Genomic DNA, 15,929 nt, shown 5'->3' with positions numbered 1-15,929 from the left:
TCACCTGTTCCCATTCCGAACACAGAAGTTAAGCCCACCAGCGCCAATGGTACTGCGAAAGCGGGAGAGTAGGTCGCCGCCAGTCTTTTTTTATTCCAAAAACTCCTTCATCAAAAAATGAAGGAGTTTTTTTGTGACATGTAGTACGGAAATTAGAAATAGGTAATAGCGGTTTTAATTGATATAACAGCAATGAAGTGATTTATCAATTAGCTAATGGAAAAATGTTTTCAATCAACTAATAATATACGATCAGACGAACAGATAAAATGTATAATTTTTAGATGTTGTAAATGTTATACCTATTTTTTTATAAGATTATTCTTGCCTAAAATTTTAAAGCATAAATAATTCTTTTTCGTAATTAAAATGTTTTTATACGATTACAATAAGTGTATGGTTTCAATTTTTAACAAAAAAATGGGAAACGGCCGCCGTTTCCCATTCATTATGAATTTAAAATTTACTTATTTTTTGGCATTATTTTTTGCGGGAACTGACGGATTTGTTTTATCGAAATTTCCCTGCTCGTATCTTCGCTGCTCAATGATAACAGGCTTTTTTGGAATCCAGTATTCTTGAGGATAGGTTTTATTTAAAATCTGCGAACAGATAGGATAACGTGAAAAAGACTGTAATCTTACCGTCGCCGGAAACATCATTTCAGAAAAAGGAAACTGCGGAATTTTCTCATCCGACATTTTTATTTCTCCAGTATTATACACGATCGTCCATTTATAATCGTAGTCTGAACTGTTTACGTCAGGAAAAAAAGAAATCATATTTGTTCCGACTTTTACATCAAGAAAATCTTTGATGGGGATCTTACAGGGAATCGCACTCAGAGAATCTTTAGCAATTGCAACAGAATCGCCTTTTACTGATTCCACGCTTACCGTTTTTTCACATTCTTTGGTTCCTGTCGCTGTCAAAATCGTAACTGATATTTTCGCAGAGCCAGCTTCGGTTGCCAAAACGGAAAGTGTATTGCTCATTTTGTTATCCATTATCTGAAACCCAGTGGTTTTCCACGTGTAACAGTCATCACACTGCGCAGTTGCAGAAACAGAAAAACTTGCCCTTGAACCTTGTCTGACCATATCATTTCCTAAAATAGTGCACTGCGCAAAACATAGTGAACCCGATAATATCGAGAGAATGAATAGTAAATTCTTTTTCATGATGGTGTTTTTTATCAAACCTGAATAACGCCCAGATTAAATTTTTCCGTAATTGGTGAATGATCTGCCGCTTCAATTCCCATCGAAATCCATTTTCTGGTATCAATAGGGTTGATTATCGCGTCTGTCCACAGCCTTGCAGCAGCATATGTTGCTTCAGTCTGTTTTTTATAACGCTGCGAAATTGTATCTAAAATTTCCTGATGTTCTTCTTCAGTGATCTCTTTACCACTCTTTTTGAGCGTAGATTCCTGAATTTGTGCTAAAACTTTAGCTGCCTGCGAACCGCCCATTACAGCTAAATCTGCCCAGGGCCACGCCACAATCAATCTTGGATCATAAGCTTTACCGCACATTGCGTAATTTCCGGCACCGTAAGAGTTTCCAGTAATGATTGTAAATTTTGGCACGACCGAATTTGCAACAGCATTTACCATTTTCGCACCGTCTTTAATAATTCCACCCTGTTCAGATTTTGATCCAACCATAAAACCGGTTACATCCTGAAGGAAAATCAACGGTATTTTTCTTTGATTACAGTTTGCTATAAATCGTGTTGCTTTGTCGGCAGAATCAGAATAGATCACACCGCCAAACTGCATTTCCCCTTTACCGCTTTTTACCAGTTTTCGTTGATTCGCTACAATTCCGACAGACCAGCCGTCGACACGTGCTGTAGCACAAATAATCGTTTTGCCGTAATCTGATTTATATTCTTCAAACTCAGAATTATCAACCAGACATTTAATAATTTCTAAAGTATCATACTGATCTGCTCTCGAAACCGGCATCACGCCAAATATATTATCAATTTTTTCCTTTGGTGGAAAACTCTCAATTCTGTCGAAACCGGCTTTTTCATAACTGCCGATAGATTTCATAATATTTTTAATACGGTTAAGCGCATCTTTATCATCCTTTGCTTTGTAATCTGTAACACCGGAAATGGAGCAATGAGTTGTCGCACCACCCAAAGTTTCGTTATCAATACTTTCACCGATCGCGGCTTTTACCAAATAACTTCCAGCAAGGAAAATCGAACCTGTTTTATCAACAATCATCGCCTCATCGCTCATTATAGGCAGATAAGCACCACCGGCAACACAGCTTCCCATCACGGCAGAAATCTGTACAATTCCCGCTGCACTCATTTTGGCATTATTTCTAAAAATTCTTCCGAAATGTTCTTTATCAGGGAAAATTTCGTCCTGCATCGGAAGATAAACTCCTGCAGAATCAACAAGATAAATTATCGGCAAACGGTTTTCCATCGCAATTTCCTGTGCACGAAGATTTTTCTTTCCGGTGATCGGAAACCACGCGCCAGCTTTTACAGAAGCATCGTTTGCCACAACCAGACACTGTCTCCCAGAAACATATCCCATCACCACAACTACGCCACCGCCAGGACATCCGCCGTGTTCTTCATACATATCAAAACCGGCAAAAGCACCGATTTCTATAGAGTCTGAATCTTTATCTAAAAGATAATCAATCCGCTCGCGCGCCGTCATTTTGCCTTCATCACGAAGTTTCTGAAGCCTTTTTTCACCGCCGCCTTTTTTTATTTCAGTCAGCAAACGGTTGATTTCAGAAAGTCTGAGCTTATTTTGATCTTCTCTTTTATTAAATTCAATATCCATGAAATTATTTTTTAATATGCTTTAAAGATACTGTTTTTACCAAAAAACAGAAAACTGCAGTCAATTTATTTAAAATAAAGATTAATAGTATTTTATGAAATTTTTAACACTCAGTTATTTTCTTTTTTTAATATTTTTCCTAAATTTACAATAGAGTAAAAATCGCAGCAATGCAGGTATTGCTCTAAGTTCCTAGTTTATTTTTTTAATAGTTTATTATTTGAAGGCCCTGAAAGTTGCATAGATTTTCAGGGTTTTTGTTTGATAATATGTTATTTAGCAAATCTTTTGTTGATGCTATTTTCGTAAGTTTGTGCTTTCAAAAATTACGTGGTACAAATGCAGAAACTTGCGCTTTTCAGATTGCATCTTATTGTCTTTTTGTGGGGATTTACCGCCATTCTCGGTAAACTTATTCAGGCAAATGCGCAGAATCTTGTTTTCTACAGAATGCTTTTCGCAGCGTTTTTTCTGTTTATTTATGTACGCGTTTTCCGTAAAGAAAGTCTGAAGATTTCTAGAAAACTTTTCCTTCAGCTTTCGGGAATTGGTTTTGCGATGGCTTTACATTGGTTCTGCTTTTTTTATTCCATTAAAGTTTCAAACGTTTCTATTGCATTAAGTTGCCTTTCACTTTCTACACTTTTTGCATCGATTCTTGAACCGATTATTTTTAAACGGAAAATCGATGTATCGGAAGTCATCATGGGAATCGTCATCGTCGCGTGTATTCTTGTGATTTTTAAAACCGAGTTCCATTACAAAGAAGGGATCTTTTTCGGAATTCTCACCGCTGTTTTCGGAACAATATTCGGGGTTTTCAACGGAAAAATGTTTGGAAAAACAAGTTCCGGAAATATTATTTTCTATGAAATCTTTTCCGGATGGGCTTTTCTCCTGATTATTTATTCTCTTTCTGGACAAATTTTTCATATCAATGAAATAAATTACAGAGATCTGGCGTTAATAGCCTTACTGGCAAGTCTTTTCACAGCCTTTCCAATGCTGGAATCTGTGAAACTTATGCAGTATATTTCTCCTTTCACATTAATTTTAACAGTAAATTTAGAACCTGTTTACGGTATTATATTAGCTTTTTTTATCTTTGAAGAATCAGAGAAAATGAGCGCTGTATTTTATATCGCTTCGTTTGTAATGATCATGGCCATCGTCGCAAACGGACTGATAAAAGCCAGAAAACAAAAAAAACTTATTTAAGATCCCTCATTCTTATGATGAAAAAATATCTTTTGGTGCTTCTCCCGCTCGTTTTTGGTGTGTCGGAAGCGCAGATTATTAGAAAATATTCCAACGAATTTCTCAATATCGGAGCTGGCGCAAGAGGTCTTGCAATGGGTGGAGCTGTAATTTCCAATCAGGATGATGTGTATTCTCCAATGTGGAATCCTGCAGGTTTAATGGGAGTTCAACGCGACTGGCAAGGTGCAGCAATGCATGCCGAATATTTTGAATCGATTGCTAAATACGATTATCTTGCGTACGCTAAAGTTCTTGAGAACGGAGTTTTTGGAATTTCTGTAGTGCGTTTGGGTGTTGATAACATTTTAAATACAACTCAGCTTATCGATACCGAAGGTAATATCGATTACGACAAAATCACAAAATTTTCGCAGTCAGATTATGCAGCTTTGCTTTCGTATGCTTTCAGACCTGGCGGAAATCAAAATCTTGACGTGGGTGTAAATGCGAAATTGGTTTACAGAAATGTCGGAAAATTTGCGAGTGGCTACGGTTTTGGATTTGATATCGGCGCGATCTATAAAACAGACAGCGGATGGAAGTTCGGCGGAATGCTCCGAGATGCCACTACTACGGTTAATTTTTGGAATATCAATCAAAAAGAATTAACAACTGTAGTAAACGGTGAGGAATTTAACCCTGCACCAAAAGACAAATTAGAGCTTTCTTTGCCAAAATTAAATGTCGGTGCAAGCAGAATTTTTGAGTTTAACAGCAGTCTTTATCTTCTTCCGGAAGTCGGTTTGAATATTGATTTTGCTAAAACTGCCGCGCTTCTTTCCACAGAAGTCGCCAGTATCACGCCTTATGCAGGTGCTGAATTGGGTTATCAGAAGATGATTTTCGTACGTGTCGGTGTCAATAGATTTCAGTCGATTACTGATATTGAAGATCTGAGCAGAAAAGTTTCTTTCCAGCCGAGTGCGGGTATAGGAATCCGATACCGTGGATTGACTTTAGATTATGCTATCAGCAATTCCGGAATAGGTGGATCAAATTTCTTCTCAAATTTCTTTTCTCTCAAACTGGATATGGGAGAATTTAGAAACGATTAATTTAAATTTATGAAAAAGATTTTTTTAGTTTCTGCAATTTTTTTGCAGCAGCATTTTCTGCTCAAAAGGCCAGCGATTATCAATATATTTTAGTTCCTGAAAAGTTTACCAAATTTAAAGATTTAATTTTTGGAGATAAAGCTTTGCAGAAAGCTTTGGTACAGAAAAAATACGCAGTGATTGATGCGAGTCAAAGGCTTCAGTCTGCCATTGTATTCAATACTCCGTGCGATGTATTGACGGCAGATATAATTGATAACAGCTCACTTTTGAGCAGTAGAATTATTCTTGAATTGAAAGACTGTAAAAATAATATCATCTTTTCTGAAAAAGCTTCATCAAAAATTAAAGATTTACGTGGCGGTTATCAGGATGCTTTAAAACAGGCTTTACTGCGTTTGCCAATTTCTAATCCGAAAGCGGTATCTCAAAATAAGGCTAATGTTTCAACGGAGACTTCACCAACAGTTAATTCTTCGGGTGATAACAGCGACAATAAATCTCAGATCTATTTAAATCAAGGAAGAAATCTACAAAGAATAAACATCAGCGATAAAGTTTTTATACTTTCAGACAATTCCGGATCTGTACCTTTTGCAACTTTTCAGGTGACATCAAAAAATGATGTATTTAAAGTAAAATTGAAAAACGGCGAAACAGTGATTGGTTATTTTGAGAATGGTAATATTGTAATAGATATGCCCGTAGGGAACGGGGATTTCACAAAAGAAATTTTTACAGCCAAATAAATTTTATCAAATTTTATAAAACGAAAGCCTCGTCTGATATCAGACGAGGCTTTCTAAAATAAACCATAAAAAACTAAAACTATGGTAATAGAACAGTGTCTATTACGTGTATTACGCCATTAGACTGGTTTACATCAGGAATCGTCACTCTCGCTTTGTTTCCTTTTGCATCAGTAATGTATACATCTTTTCCTTTTGTCCAGAAAGTTAATTGCTCACCTTCTACTGTCTTCATCATTGCTTTTCCTCCTCCTTTTTTCACAGCTGCCATTACATCTTTTGCGCTATATTTACCTGCAAGTACATGGTAAGTTAAGATTTTTGTCAACATTTCTTTGTTTTCCGGCTTTACTAAGCTTTCAACTGTGCCTTTTGGCAATTTTGCGAATGCTGCATCAGTTGGTGCAAATACAGTGAACGGTCCTGGACCTGACAATGTTTCTACCAAACCTGCTGCTTTTACTGCTGCTACTAAAGTCTTGTGGTCTTTAGAGTTTACAGCATTTTCAATAATATTTTTAGAAGGATACATTGGTGCGCCGCCTACCATTACTGTTTTCTCCTTCATATTTTGTGCGCTCACTGTTCCGCTCAATGCGAATGTCATTACTGCCATTCCAAATACTGCGATTTTTGATCTTGTGTTCATTTTGTTTGTTTATTATTAATTGTTGTTTGTTATGAGCATTTACGAAGGGATTTTCTTTTTAGATTTTAAATAAGTGTTAAAAAAATCATAACATTGAAAATCAGCTCACTATTTTTTTGCTGTTGACTTAAAAGGGACGAAATCTAAACTTATAGAATTCATACAAAATCTCTTTCCTGTAGGTTTTGGGCCGTCATCGAAAATGTGCCCGAGGTGAGAATCGCACCTTCCGCAGAGAACTTCTGTACGGTCCATATTATAAGAAGTATCGCGCTTGTATATTACACTGTTTTTTCTCAAAGGCTCATAAAATGAAGGCCAGCCGCAAGTCGTTGCAAACTTTGACGTTGAATTGAACAGAGAATTGCCGCAAACTGCACAGTAGTAAGTACCTTTCACATCGTATTCGTAATATTTTCCTGTGAAAGCAGTTTCTGTATCTGCCTCACGTGCAACGCGGTACAGTTCCGGTTTTAGAATTTTTTTCCATTCTGAATTTGAAACCTTTAGTGGCGTGGTATTTGTACGCGAGTAGTACGGATTCTTTGTTTTAAAATTACCTGTCTGTGCGCACATATTCAAACTGATGAATACTGTAAATGCGGCAAAAACTTTTAAAAAAATATGATTCATAAGACTGATTTTTTTTTAGATTACTGCAGTAATATACGATTTAAAGTTTTTGACAGATGTTAATAAAATCCGAAATTATTTCATTATTTTTGACTAGTAAAATTTACCATTATTAAAACCAACTATACAGAAGAAGAACTTATCATTTCGCTCAGAGAGCGGAATGAGAGCGGTTTTCATCATCTCTACGATCATTATTCGGGAGCGCTGTATGGAGTGGTTCTGCGCATTGTGCAGTCAAAAGAATATACTGAAGAGATTATTCAAGATGTTTTTGTGAAAATCTGGAACTCTATGCATCAGTACGATGCTTCCAAAGGGAGATTTTATACGTGGATGATTAATATTGCCAGAAATACGGCTATTGATTATCTTAAATCGCGAAGCTTTCAAAATGAGCTAAAAAACCAATCGCTTCCCGACTTCGTATATGATCATGCAGAGCTTTCTACGACCAACCATTCCGACTTCATAGGATTCAACAAAATTTTGGAAAGTCTCGAGACCGATAAGCAGGAGCTTATCAATTTAGCCTATTTTCAGGGTTATACACAGAGTGAGATATCAGAAAAACTGAACATGCCGCTTGGCACCGTAAAGACAAAAATGCGTACCGCATTATTAAAATTAAAAGATTTATTAAAAGACTATCAGTAAATTGGATATTAAAGAATACATATCATCCGGAATTCTAGAATCTTATGTTCTAGGTCTTGCCTCACCCGAAGAAGCGAGTATTTTGGAGTGTGTGATCAAAAACAATACCGAGGTAAAAGCAGCTTTTGAAGAAGCGCAGATTACGCTCGAGCAGCTGGCGCAAGCGCAGGCAATGCCACCACCGCAAGATTTAAAATCTAAAATCTGGAATAAAATTCAGATGGAGACTCTGGCAGAAGAAGAAAAACCAATTATTCCTATTACTAAAGAAATTGTATCTGAATCTCAGCTATCACCGGAAACTAAACTTTCTGCAGACTCACGCAATTCTGCGACTACAGAAAAATTGTCCCGGGATTCTTTCTGGAAAAATTTTGCCGTTGCCGCATCGCTCTTATTATTATTGACTTCAGGAGCCGCTTTCTTCTACTTTAATCAGAAATCGCAGCTTGAGAAAAATATTCTGGCGCTTCAAAGCGAACAGAAAACAAAAGAATCTTCCCTGCAGAATGCTGAGAAAAAACTTGCTGTTCTTACGAATCCGGATATGAAAAAAGTGGTGCTGAAAGGTGTTGAAAAGCATCCTCAAGCTGAAGCGACTGTGATGTGGGATACCAAGACAAAAGAAGTTTACCTTACAACGAATAAACTTCCCGCACCACCACAGGATATGCAGTACCAACTTTGGGCAATCGCTGATGGCAAACCGGTTTCAGCAGGTATGTACAGCGATGATAAAGATGCAAGAATTGCTCTTTCAACCATCGAAAATGCACAGGCATTTGCCATTACTTTAGAAAAAAAGGGTGGCAGTGAAGAACCGACAATGGAAAATATGTATGTGATGGGAGGCGTATAAGGTCGCTTTAAAAATACTTAAAATAAAACTCAGTCATTTGGTGACTGAGTTTTTTTATGCTTCCGGCTGATCGTTATTAAAAAATTCCCACACAACTTTGGCTTTGCTTTTTCCTAAAACTTCTTCAAGAGTCTCCTGGCTGGCTTCCTTTACCCGTTTTACAGATTTTAGTTTAGATAAAAGCAGTTCTATTGTTTTTCCACCAATACCGGGAATTTCTTCCAGTTCAGATTTTATTGTGGAATTTTTTCTTCTTGTGCGGTGATGTTTTACGCCAAAGCGGTGCGCTTCATCACGTACACGCTGCAGAATTTTCAGTGTTTCAGATTTTTTATCCAAATACAATGGGATAGGATCTTCAGGAAAGAAAATTTCTTCGAGTCGCTTTGCAATCCCTACAATGGTAATTTTTCCGTATAAACCCAGTAACCGCAAACTTTTAACTGCTGAAGAAAGCTGACCTTTCCCACCATCAATCAAAATGAGCTGTGGAAGCGCATCGCCTTCATCTAAGATTCTTTTGTAGCGGCGGTAAATCACTTCTTCCATCGTTTTAAAATCATCCGGACCGACTACAGTTTTCGGATGAAAAATACGGTAATCTGCTTTGCTTGGTTTTCCGTCTTTAAACACGACGCAGGCAGAAACCGGATTGGTTCCCTGAATATTCGAATTGTCAAAACCTTCTATATGGCGCGGTTCTACGGGCATTCTCAGCAACTTTTGCATCTCTGCCATGATTCTGTTCGCATGTCTTTCAGGATCTATAATTTGAACCTGTTTAAGTTTTTCCAAACGGTATTCTTTGGCATTTTTCTCAGAAAGTTCTACAATTCTTTTTTTATCACCCATTTTCGGAACAATGATTTTCACGTTTGGAATTTCAATTGAAAGATGAAAAGGAAGCAGGATTTCTTTAGAATTTGAATCAAATTTCTGCCGGATTTCCACCAGCGCCTCTTCCATAATATCTTCGTCGGTCTCCTCGAGTATCTTTTTTATTTCGGTTGTGAAACTCTGAATGATATTTCCGTTTCTGATTTTAAAGAAATTCACATACGCTGCCGTTTCGTCGCTGGTCATCGCAAAAACATCCACATCATCGATATTCGGACTTACCACCGTGTGTCTCGCCTGATAGTTGTCCAGAATATCCATGCGTTCTTTAATCATCTGCGCATTTTCAAACCTGAGATTCGCCGCATGCTTCATCATTTGGGCCGTGAGATATTCTTTCGCCGTACGGAAATCACCTTTAATAATTCCGCGTATGGCCACAATTTTTGCGTCGTAATCTTCTTTGCTTTCCAGCATTTCACAAGGTCCTTCGCAGTTTTTGATGTGATATTCAAGACAAACCTTATACTTGCCTTCCTCTATTTTTTTTGGCGCAAGATTGAGATTGCACGTTCTGAGTTTGTAAATATTTTTAATAGTATCCAATAAAATCTTTGCAGGGCGAACTTTCGCGTACGGCCCGTAATATTCTGAACCGTCTTTTATCTTCGTTCGCGTCAGAAAAATTCTCGGAAAATCTTCATTTTTAATGCAAATCCAGGGATAGGTTTTATCATCCTTCAGCATCACATTATAGAACGGCTGATGCTCTTTAATAAGATTATTTTCCAGCAAAAGTGCATCGTATTCGCTGTTTACAATCGTCGTTTCCAGACGCACGATTTTCCCAACCATTATTCTGGTGCGGTATCCGGAAAGTGTTTTGTTAAAATAAGAAAGTACGCGTTTTTTCAGGTTTTTAGCCTTTCCTACATAGAGAAGATTATTGTTTTTATCGTAGTAGCGGTAGACACCGGGCTCAGAAGGCAGCGTCTTCAGCTGAAGATCTAATGAAGGGTTCATATAACAAATTTACGGATTCTCAATCTATAATCACTTTCGAATCTGTTTCAAAAAGCGTATTTTTAGGCAAATTTTTTTAGAATGATTTACGGTATAGATACTTTCAGTTTTCATGATGTTTTGGAAATCTGTAAGAACCCAAATAAAGCACAGCTCACTCAGGAAGCGAAAAATCAGATTATAAAATCTCAGAATAATGTAAAGCAGATTGTAGAATCAGACCGAACTGTTTATGGGATCAATACTGGTTTCGGGCCGCTTTGTGATGTGAAAATATCTGAGGAAGAAACCGCACAGCTTCAGTATAATTTAATTATTTCTCATGCCGTAGGCGTGGGGAAACCGATTGACAAAGAGTTTTCTAAAATTATGATGATTGCGAAGATTCATGCTTTGTCTAAAGGCTTTTCGGGAGTTTCTCTTGAAGTGATTGAGCGCTTTATTGTCATGCTCGAAAAAGACATCATTCCTGTGGTTCCCGAGCAGGGTTCTGTTGGAGCTTCAGGTGATCTGGCGCCACTTTCACATTTGGTTTTGCCACTTTTAGGTCTCGGACAGGTTTGGGTTGGGAATGAAATCTTCGAAACTGCTGAAATTTTAGAAAAAAATAAGCTTGAACCTTTGGTTTTAGGACCGAAAGAAGGTTTGGGATTAATCAACGGAACTCAGTTTATTCTGGCTCATGCCATAAAAGGTTTGGAGAAATTTGAATATCTTTTGGATTTAGCAGATATGACGGCTGCAATGAGTCTGGAAGCTTACAGAGGTTCTTCAAGTCCGTTTAAAAAAGAACTTCACGACATCAGGCCATTTGAAGGAAGCAAAAAAGTAGCGGCAAGAATGCTGAAATTTTTGAAAGATTCAGACAATCTTAAATCCCACGAATATTGCGACAGAGTTCAGGATCCGTACTCCATGAGATGTGTTCCGCAGGTTCACGGCGCAAGCAGAAATGCTTTTGAGCATCTGAAAATAATGGCAGAAACGGAATTGAATTCGGTAACCGATAACCCAATCGTTTTGAGTGCTGAAGAGTCTATTTCTGGTGGCAATTTCCACGGACAACTGATGGCGATGCCTTTAGATTACGCAACTTTAGCGGTAGCGGAATTGGGAAATATTTCAGACAGAAGAAGCTATTTATTGCTGGAAGGAAAGTACGGTTTGCCAAGATTATTAACAGAAAGTTCAGGTTTAAATTCAGGATTTATGATTCCTCAGTATACATCTGCAGCTTTGGTTACGGAGAATAAAACGCTTTGCTTCCCGGCGTCGGCAGATTCTATTCCTACAAGTCTGGGTCAGGAAGATCACGTTTCAATGGGAAGTATTTCAGGAAGAAAATTCAATCAGGTTTTGGGTAATTTGGTGAATATTTTAGCAGTCGAACTGATGTTTGCTGCACAGGGATTAGAATTCAGAAGACCAGCGAAGTGTTCAAAAATTATTGAAGAAAATCATGCAATCGTCCGTTTAAAAGTGGCGAAGCTGGAAGACGACAGGTTGATTGGCAAAGATATGCTGGCAATTGCAGAGTTGATAAATGAAAGAAAATTCGTGGTGAATTTTTAGAACAAATAGATTGATAAAACTAAAAAGCTTCCAATCTGGAAGCTTTTTTAGTTTTCTTTATTCACGTCTTTCAGTAAGCCTACCGCAAAATATCCGATGAAAATCACGGCTAAAATAATACATATCCACATAAAATAAGGGGTTTGCCAAAAGCTTTCAGCCTTGTTTTTACCGGAAGTATCTTCTGTTTTTTGTAATTTATTCAAGTTTGCAGCCGGATAATTTTGATTAAAATCTATTCCTGATTCTGCAAGGTCATATGAAGGTTTAGTATATTTTGAATCAATTTTCAGCGTGTAACTTTCATTCTTTTTAAGGTCTGCAAGAATCTTTTGAGATGACTGAAAAAATCTGATTTTATTTACTTCTAAAGGCATATTGTCATTATTGTCTATGATAATGGTGAATTTATCAGTGAAAAATTCAGGGATTTCAAATATATTTTTTGTTTTAGAATTGAGCTGAAAAGCAGCTGTTTCCTCGTCAAAATTTTCAGTTCTTTTGTGCCGTTTTCTGGTTTTATTTACGGTTATTCTGCTGTCACGGAGAAAATAACCTGGTGATGAAATATCAAACGATAACTTTTCAATCAGCTGTGGCTCATCAAAAGTGATCGTGATTTTTGTTTGCTTCGTTTCTTTGTCTGTCGTTATTTTTTCCCTGAAACCCAGTAATTCTGTCTTTTCGTTATTTATAGAGAATTTCTCCTGAGCGTACGCTTCCAAAATATTAATAGGGAGTGAATTTTTATCCACAAAATCGAATTTCAGGAATTTGTAGTTGTTTAGAGGAAAAGAAAAATCTCTGCTTACCGCTGTTTTTCTGCCTTCATTGAGATCAGTAACGGTTTGATTCAGAACCAGCCCAAACCATTCGTTTTTATCATTACTTCCGCTGATGCTGTATTTTTTATCAACGGCAGTATTTGCTATTTTTAGCGTCAGATGATCAAGATTAATCTGCTTCTCGTTGGATATAATGATGGATGTAGTATCATTTCCGGTGATATTTTTTGATATGATAGGCAAACTGACCAATTTCAGATCAGAAGATTTCCCCGCAAACAAAACATAAGGAACTTCATTGTTTTTTGAATCGAAAATTCTCAGAAAATCTAAATTATTTTTAGAGGCTGAAATAACTTCTGGAGTTAGCTTAATCTGGTACAGACTATTTTCAGAAACCTTTTCAATTTTCCCCTGATAGCTTTGCCCGAAGCAAGTTGCAGCATAGAAAATGATTATAAAATTAAATATTTTCTTCATTGTCTGTTTTTTTTGTTTCGTCTACCACCAGTTTTTTGATCTTCTGATAAACGAATGAAATGATAAGAATCAAAACGCCCAGTAAAATAAATGCGATGATTTTTCCTGTTTCCGAAACGTTTTTGATGTCGTAGAGGAATAATTTTAAAATGGTGATACCTAATAGTGACAACGCAATAATGCGAAGCTGCTGAATCTGCTTTTTGATACCAATGATCAGAAAAACAAAAGATAAAACGCCCCACAAAATCGGATATCCAATTTTTGTAATCTGCCGTTTCACATTCCAGAGTTTACTTTCTACAAAATTTTCTTTAGGATAATTATAAAGTTCGCCTTTCTGCAGCGGGAATTTTGCTAATTCTGCGCCTGTGACGATATCTCTGGTCAGCATTAATCCATGAATCATGACTTCGTTGCTCAGGATATACACCACTGCAAAAGCAGCGACCCAAAGCGATAATTTATGATCTATATATTTAGTAAATACGGTTTCGTTCTTAGATTTAAATAAAACAATTATAAAATAAATGATGCAAGCCAGAATGATGTAATGAATGACAAATGCCGCGTGAGCAGAAAGATCCAATACAAAATTGTTGGTTATTTCGTCGTACGTCAAACGGTAGAAATTCGCGATATATAAAATCAGATTTACAGCAATTAATACAAACGCAAAACTGTTGAGAATCTTGTTTTTGTTTTTTAAAATAAAGTAAATCAAAACAGTACTGAAAATGTAATGATACAGTACCGAGAAGGCAGTAGCAGATGTTGGATTCGAAATATAAATATCTGACTGATATAAGATTTCAAAAATTCCCGTGAGATATCCGATGAAAATTCCGGCCGATAATATTGCTTTTTTATAGTTTACCGGATTGAATTTAAATCTGAAAATAGATGTTGGTTCTTTTTCTTTTAGCAGAATAAAATAGGATAAAACCAGTGAAGCTGTTGAGATAATTCCGGTTATAAAAATTGGGTTTAAAAATGGTTTTAAAGTGACATTGCTCATGCCGCCGTAGTAAAAATCCCAGTCTAACATCAGACTGATCAGCATTAACCCCTGAACGGTAATTGCTCCGATTCTGAATGTGATAATCTTTGACTTTTGTGCCAGCCAGAAAAGCAAAACCGCTTCTGCTGCCCAGAAAAGTGTAATGTAATTTCCTTTAAACTGAATCGGAATAGCGAGCGTAATAAAAGTCAGCGTTAAACCAATCAGCATGAAGATTGCATTTTTGTCGAGTCCGAATTTTCTATACAGAACAGCGGCGTAGACAAGGTTATACAAAGCAAGGGCAACTGTGAAGATTCCTTTAAAATCTGCGTTCCAGTGTGCAAGAATCGTAATTCCCATTCCGAAATAGAAGAAAGTATTGGCTATAATAATGAAATATTCGAGCTTGTTGAAAACTCCTTTATTTCTGAGATTGTTCACAACCGTCGCCACGCTGAAAATCAAATAAAACAGCGTTGCAAAGAATAATGCGCCTCGGTAGGGAAGTGTATTGCTGTAAATTTCCTGTCCAAACCAAGCCGAATAAAGCGAGCAGGTGAAAATGAAAGCCAAAAGAGTGACGAGATTCCATTTTTTAAAGTACGCAATGAGGAGCATTCCCACGTTCAGAATAGCAATGTAAGTGAAAAGAACAATGTAATTTCCCTGCCCGGTACTTACCATAAATGGCACCGCAAAACCGCCCAGCAGAGAGAGAACCGCGAGTTCTTTTCTGTCGTAAGAAACGGAAACAAAAACGCTGAATGCTGTGATCACAACCATAATAGCAAATGCTGCAGTTTGGCCAAAAAGATGATAATCGTGAAATGCAATGCCAATTGTTAAATAAAAAATACTGACCGCACCTGCAACAAAAACAGAGCTGAAGGCTTTGTAATTCCTCTTCAGTCTGTGAGCAACTCCCATCACGAGAGCACCGGCAAGAATGCCGATTCCGACACGTGCTGGTTCATTAATCCAGTCTTTATCGATGGCATATTTCACAAAGAAGCTAATCCCTAAAACCAAAATCAGAATTCCGATTTTGTTGATCAGGTTTTCACCGATGAATTTCTCTATGTCAGGATTGTTTTCTTTGAATTTTTCGACCCAGGATTTCTTTGGTTCTGAAACTTCGGTGAGATTGTTTGAAGCAAATGTGACCTCTTTTTCAAACACTTCTTGAGGTTTTGTATAAGAATCTTCAAAATATTCTGGGACAATTTCATCCTCGAAATTTCCTACCATCACTCCGGGTTCAGATACCGGCGGCTGTTCAGCGATAACGGTTTCAACTGCTGTTTGTGCTTCATCTGCACTCGCTTCTGTTTCGGCTTTCTTTATTGCTGAAAGACTGATCTCAGACTGCAGATAATTTATTTTTTCATGAAGATTCGTAATCGAATTTTGAATATCCTGATGATTTTTATTGGATCTGATGAAAATGAAGATTACAAAAACCAAGATCGCCAGCAGTAGAAATATTTCCATGTAAAGTCGCGTTTCATCAAATATATAGATTTTCGACAGATGAACGCCAAAA

The 15,929-nt window shown here is 37.1% G+C and carries 13 protein-coding genes and 1 rRNA gene; 7 read left to right on the top strand and 7 right to left on the bottom strand.

Annotated elements, in window-relative coordinates; all coding sequences use genetic code 11:
• A 5S ribosomal RNA gene (rrf, locus tag ASG01_RS11110) occupies positions 1 to 85 on the top strand; the annotation flags it as partial.
• 382 nt (positions 86 to 467) lie between these two features.
• On the opposite strand, the gene ASG01_RS11105 is transcribed toward rrf, so the two are convergent.
• Both ASG01_RS11105 and ASG01_RS11100 read right to left on the bottom strand, forming a co-directional pair.
• Positions 468 to 1,181 carry a hypothetical protein gene (locus ASG01_RS11105; RefSeq protein ID WP_131725366.1) on the bottom strand — a complete coding sequence of 238 codons (714 nt, stop codon included), beginning with the start codon at positions 1,179 to 1,181 and terminating at the stop codon, positions 468 to 470.
• Between the two features lie 14 nt (positions 1,182 to 1,195).
• Positions 1,196 to 2,824: an acyl-CoA carboxylase subunit beta gene (locus ASG01_RS11100; RefSeq protein ID WP_055863573.1), complete on the bottom strand. Its 1,629-nt coding sequence runs from the start codon at positions 2,822 to 2,824 to the stop codon at positions 1,196 to 1,198.
• A 339-nt stretch (positions 2,825 to 3,163) separates the two neighbouring features.
• On the opposite strand from ASG01_RS11100, the gene ASG01_RS11095 reads away from it, so the two are divergent.
• The 3 genes from ASG01_RS11095 to ASG01_RS11085 all read left to right on the top strand — a co-directional run bounded on the left by ASG01_RS11095 (position 3,164) and on the right by ASG01_RS11085 (position 5,888).
• The gene (locus ASG01_RS11095; RefSeq protein WP_055863572.1) at positions 3,164 to 4,042 is read left to right on the top strand and encodes a DMT family transporter; all 879 of its coding nucleotides are present in this window, start codon (positions 3,164 to 3,166) and stop codon (positions 4,040 to 4,042) included.
• Between the two features lie 14 nt (positions 4,043 to 4,056).
• Positions 4,057 to 5,139 carry a PorV/PorQ family protein gene (locus ASG01_RS11090; protein WP_055863570.1) on the top strand — a complete coding sequence of 361 codons (1,083 nt, stop codon included), beginning with the start codon at positions 4,057 to 4,059 and terminating at the stop codon, positions 5,137 to 5,139.
• Positions 5,140 to 5,282: 143 nt separating this feature from the next.
• Positions 5,283 to 5,888 carry a hypothetical protein gene (locus ASG01_RS11085; protein ID WP_055863568.1) on the top strand — a complete coding sequence of 202 codons (606 nt, stop codon included), beginning with the start codon at positions 5,283 to 5,285 and terminating at the stop codon, positions 5,886 to 5,888.
• Between the two features lie 79 nt (positions 5,889 to 5,967).
• On the opposite strand, the gene ASG01_RS11080 is transcribed toward ASG01_RS11085, so the two are convergent.
• Positions 5,968 to 6,537, bottom strand: a complete 570-nt coding sequence (locus ASG01_RS11080; protein WP_082498353.1) for a fasciclin domain-containing protein — start codon at positions 6,535 to 6,537, stop codon at positions 5,968 to 5,970.
• Positions 6,538 to 6,645: 108 nt separating this feature from the next.
• The gene (msrB, locus tag ASG01_RS11075; protein WP_238584545.1) at positions 6,646 to 7,113 is read right to left on the bottom strand and encodes a peptide-methionine (R)-S-oxide reductase MsrB; all 468 of its coding nucleotides are present in this window, start codon (positions 7,111 to 7,113) and stop codon (positions 6,646 to 6,648) included.
• A gap of 165 nt (positions 7,114 to 7,278) precedes the next feature.
• Between msrB and ASG01_RS11070 the strand changes: the two genes are divergently transcribed.
• Positions 7,279 to 7,827 carry an RNA polymerase sigma factor gene (locus ASG01_RS11070; RefSeq protein WP_317038772.1) on the top strand — a complete coding sequence of 183 codons (549 nt, stop codon included), beginning with the start codon at positions 7,279 to 7,281 and terminating at the stop codon, positions 7,825 to 7,827.
• Position 7,828: 1 nt separating this feature from the next.
• Positions 7,829 to 8,686, top strand: coding sequence for an anti-sigma factor domain-containing protein (locus tag ASG01_RS11065; protein WP_055863562.1), 858 nt, complete (start codon positions 7,829 to 7,831; stop codon positions 8,684 to 8,686).
• Positions 8,687 to 8,740: 54 nt separating this feature from the next.
• Here the strand turns inward: ASG01_RS11065 and uvrC are convergent, their stop codons facing one another.
• Entirely contained in the window at positions 8,741 to 10,546 is a 1,806-nt protein-coding gene (uvrC, locus tag ASG01_RS11060; RefSeq protein ID WP_055863561.1) for an excinuclease ABC subunit UvrC, read from the bottom strand.
• Between the two features lie 81 nt (positions 10,547 to 10,627).
• Between uvrC and hutH the strand changes: the two genes are divergently transcribed.
• A complete protein-coding gene (gene hutH, locus ASG01_RS11055) occupies positions 10,628 to 12,118 on the top strand; it encodes a histidine ammonia-lyase (RefSeq protein WP_055863560.1) in 1,491 nt (496 codons plus the stop codon).
• Between the two features lie 47 nt (positions 12,119 to 12,165).
• Here the strand turns inward: hutH and ASG01_RS11050 are convergent, their stop codons facing one another.
• On the bottom strand, positions 12,166 to 13,383 hold the full coding sequence (locus ASG01_RS11050; RefSeq protein ID WP_055863559.1) for a hypothetical protein: 1,218 nt from the start codon (positions 13,381 to 13,383) through the stop codon (positions 12,166 to 12,168).
• On the bottom strand, positions 13,367 to 15,877 hold the full coding sequence (locus ASG01_RS11045; protein ID WP_055863558.1) for a DUF2339 domain-containing protein: 2,511 nt from the start codon (positions 15,875 to 15,877) through the stop codon (positions 13,367 to 13,369). Before ASG01_RS11045 ends, ASG01_RS11050 begins: the two co-directional genes overlap by 17 nt.
• Positions 15,878 to 15,929: the final 52 nt, after the last annotated feature.

It is taken from the genome of Chryseobacterium sp. Leaf180, assembly GCF_001424585.1.
Classification (GTDB): Bacteria; Bacteroidota; Bacteroidia; order Flavobacteriales; family Weeksellaceae; genus Chryseobacterium.
The sequence above is the reverse complement of the archived record's forward strand: the minus strand, read 5'-3'. Positions and strand labels throughout refer to the sequence as shown.

Coding starts and splice junctions, on each gene's coding strand:
- ASG01_RS11105 (WP_131725366.1), bottom strand. CDS start 1,181: ATGAAAAAGAATTTACTATTCATTCTCTCGATATTATCGGGTTCACTA.
- ASG01_RS11100 (WP_055863573.1), bottom strand. CDS start 2,824: ATGGATATTGAATTTAATAAAAGAGAAGATCAAAATAAGCTCAGACTT.
- ASG01_RS11080 (WP_082498353.1), bottom strand. CDS start 6,537: ATGAACACAAGATCAAAAATCGCAGTATTTGGAATGGCAGTAATGACA.
- ASG01_RS11095 (WP_055863572.1), top strand. CDS start 3,164: ATGCAGAAACTTGCGCTTTTCAGATTGCATCTTATTGTCTTTTTGTGG.
- ASG01_RS11045 (WP_055863558.1), bottom strand. CDS start 15,877: ATGGAAATATTTCTACTGCTGGCGATCTTGGTTTTTGTAATCTTCATT.
- ASG01_RS11090 (WP_055863570.1), top strand. CDS start 4,057: ATGATGAAAAAATATCTTTTGGTGCTTCTCCCGCTCGTTTTTGGTGTG.
- hutH (WP_055863560.1), top strand. CDS start 10,628: ATGATTTACGGTATAGATACTTTCAGTTTTCATGATGTTTTGGAAATC.
- uvrC (WP_055863561.1), bottom strand. CDS start 10,546: ATGAACCCTTCATTAGATCTTCAGCTGAAGACGCTGCCTTCTGAGCCC.
- msrB (WP_238584545.1), bottom strand. CDS start 7,113: ATGTGCGCACAGACAGGTAATTTTAAAACAAAGAATCCGTACTACTCG.
- ASG01_RS11050 (WP_055863559.1), bottom strand. CDS start 13,383: ATGAAGAAAATATTTAATTTTATAATCATTTTCTATGCTGCAACTTGC.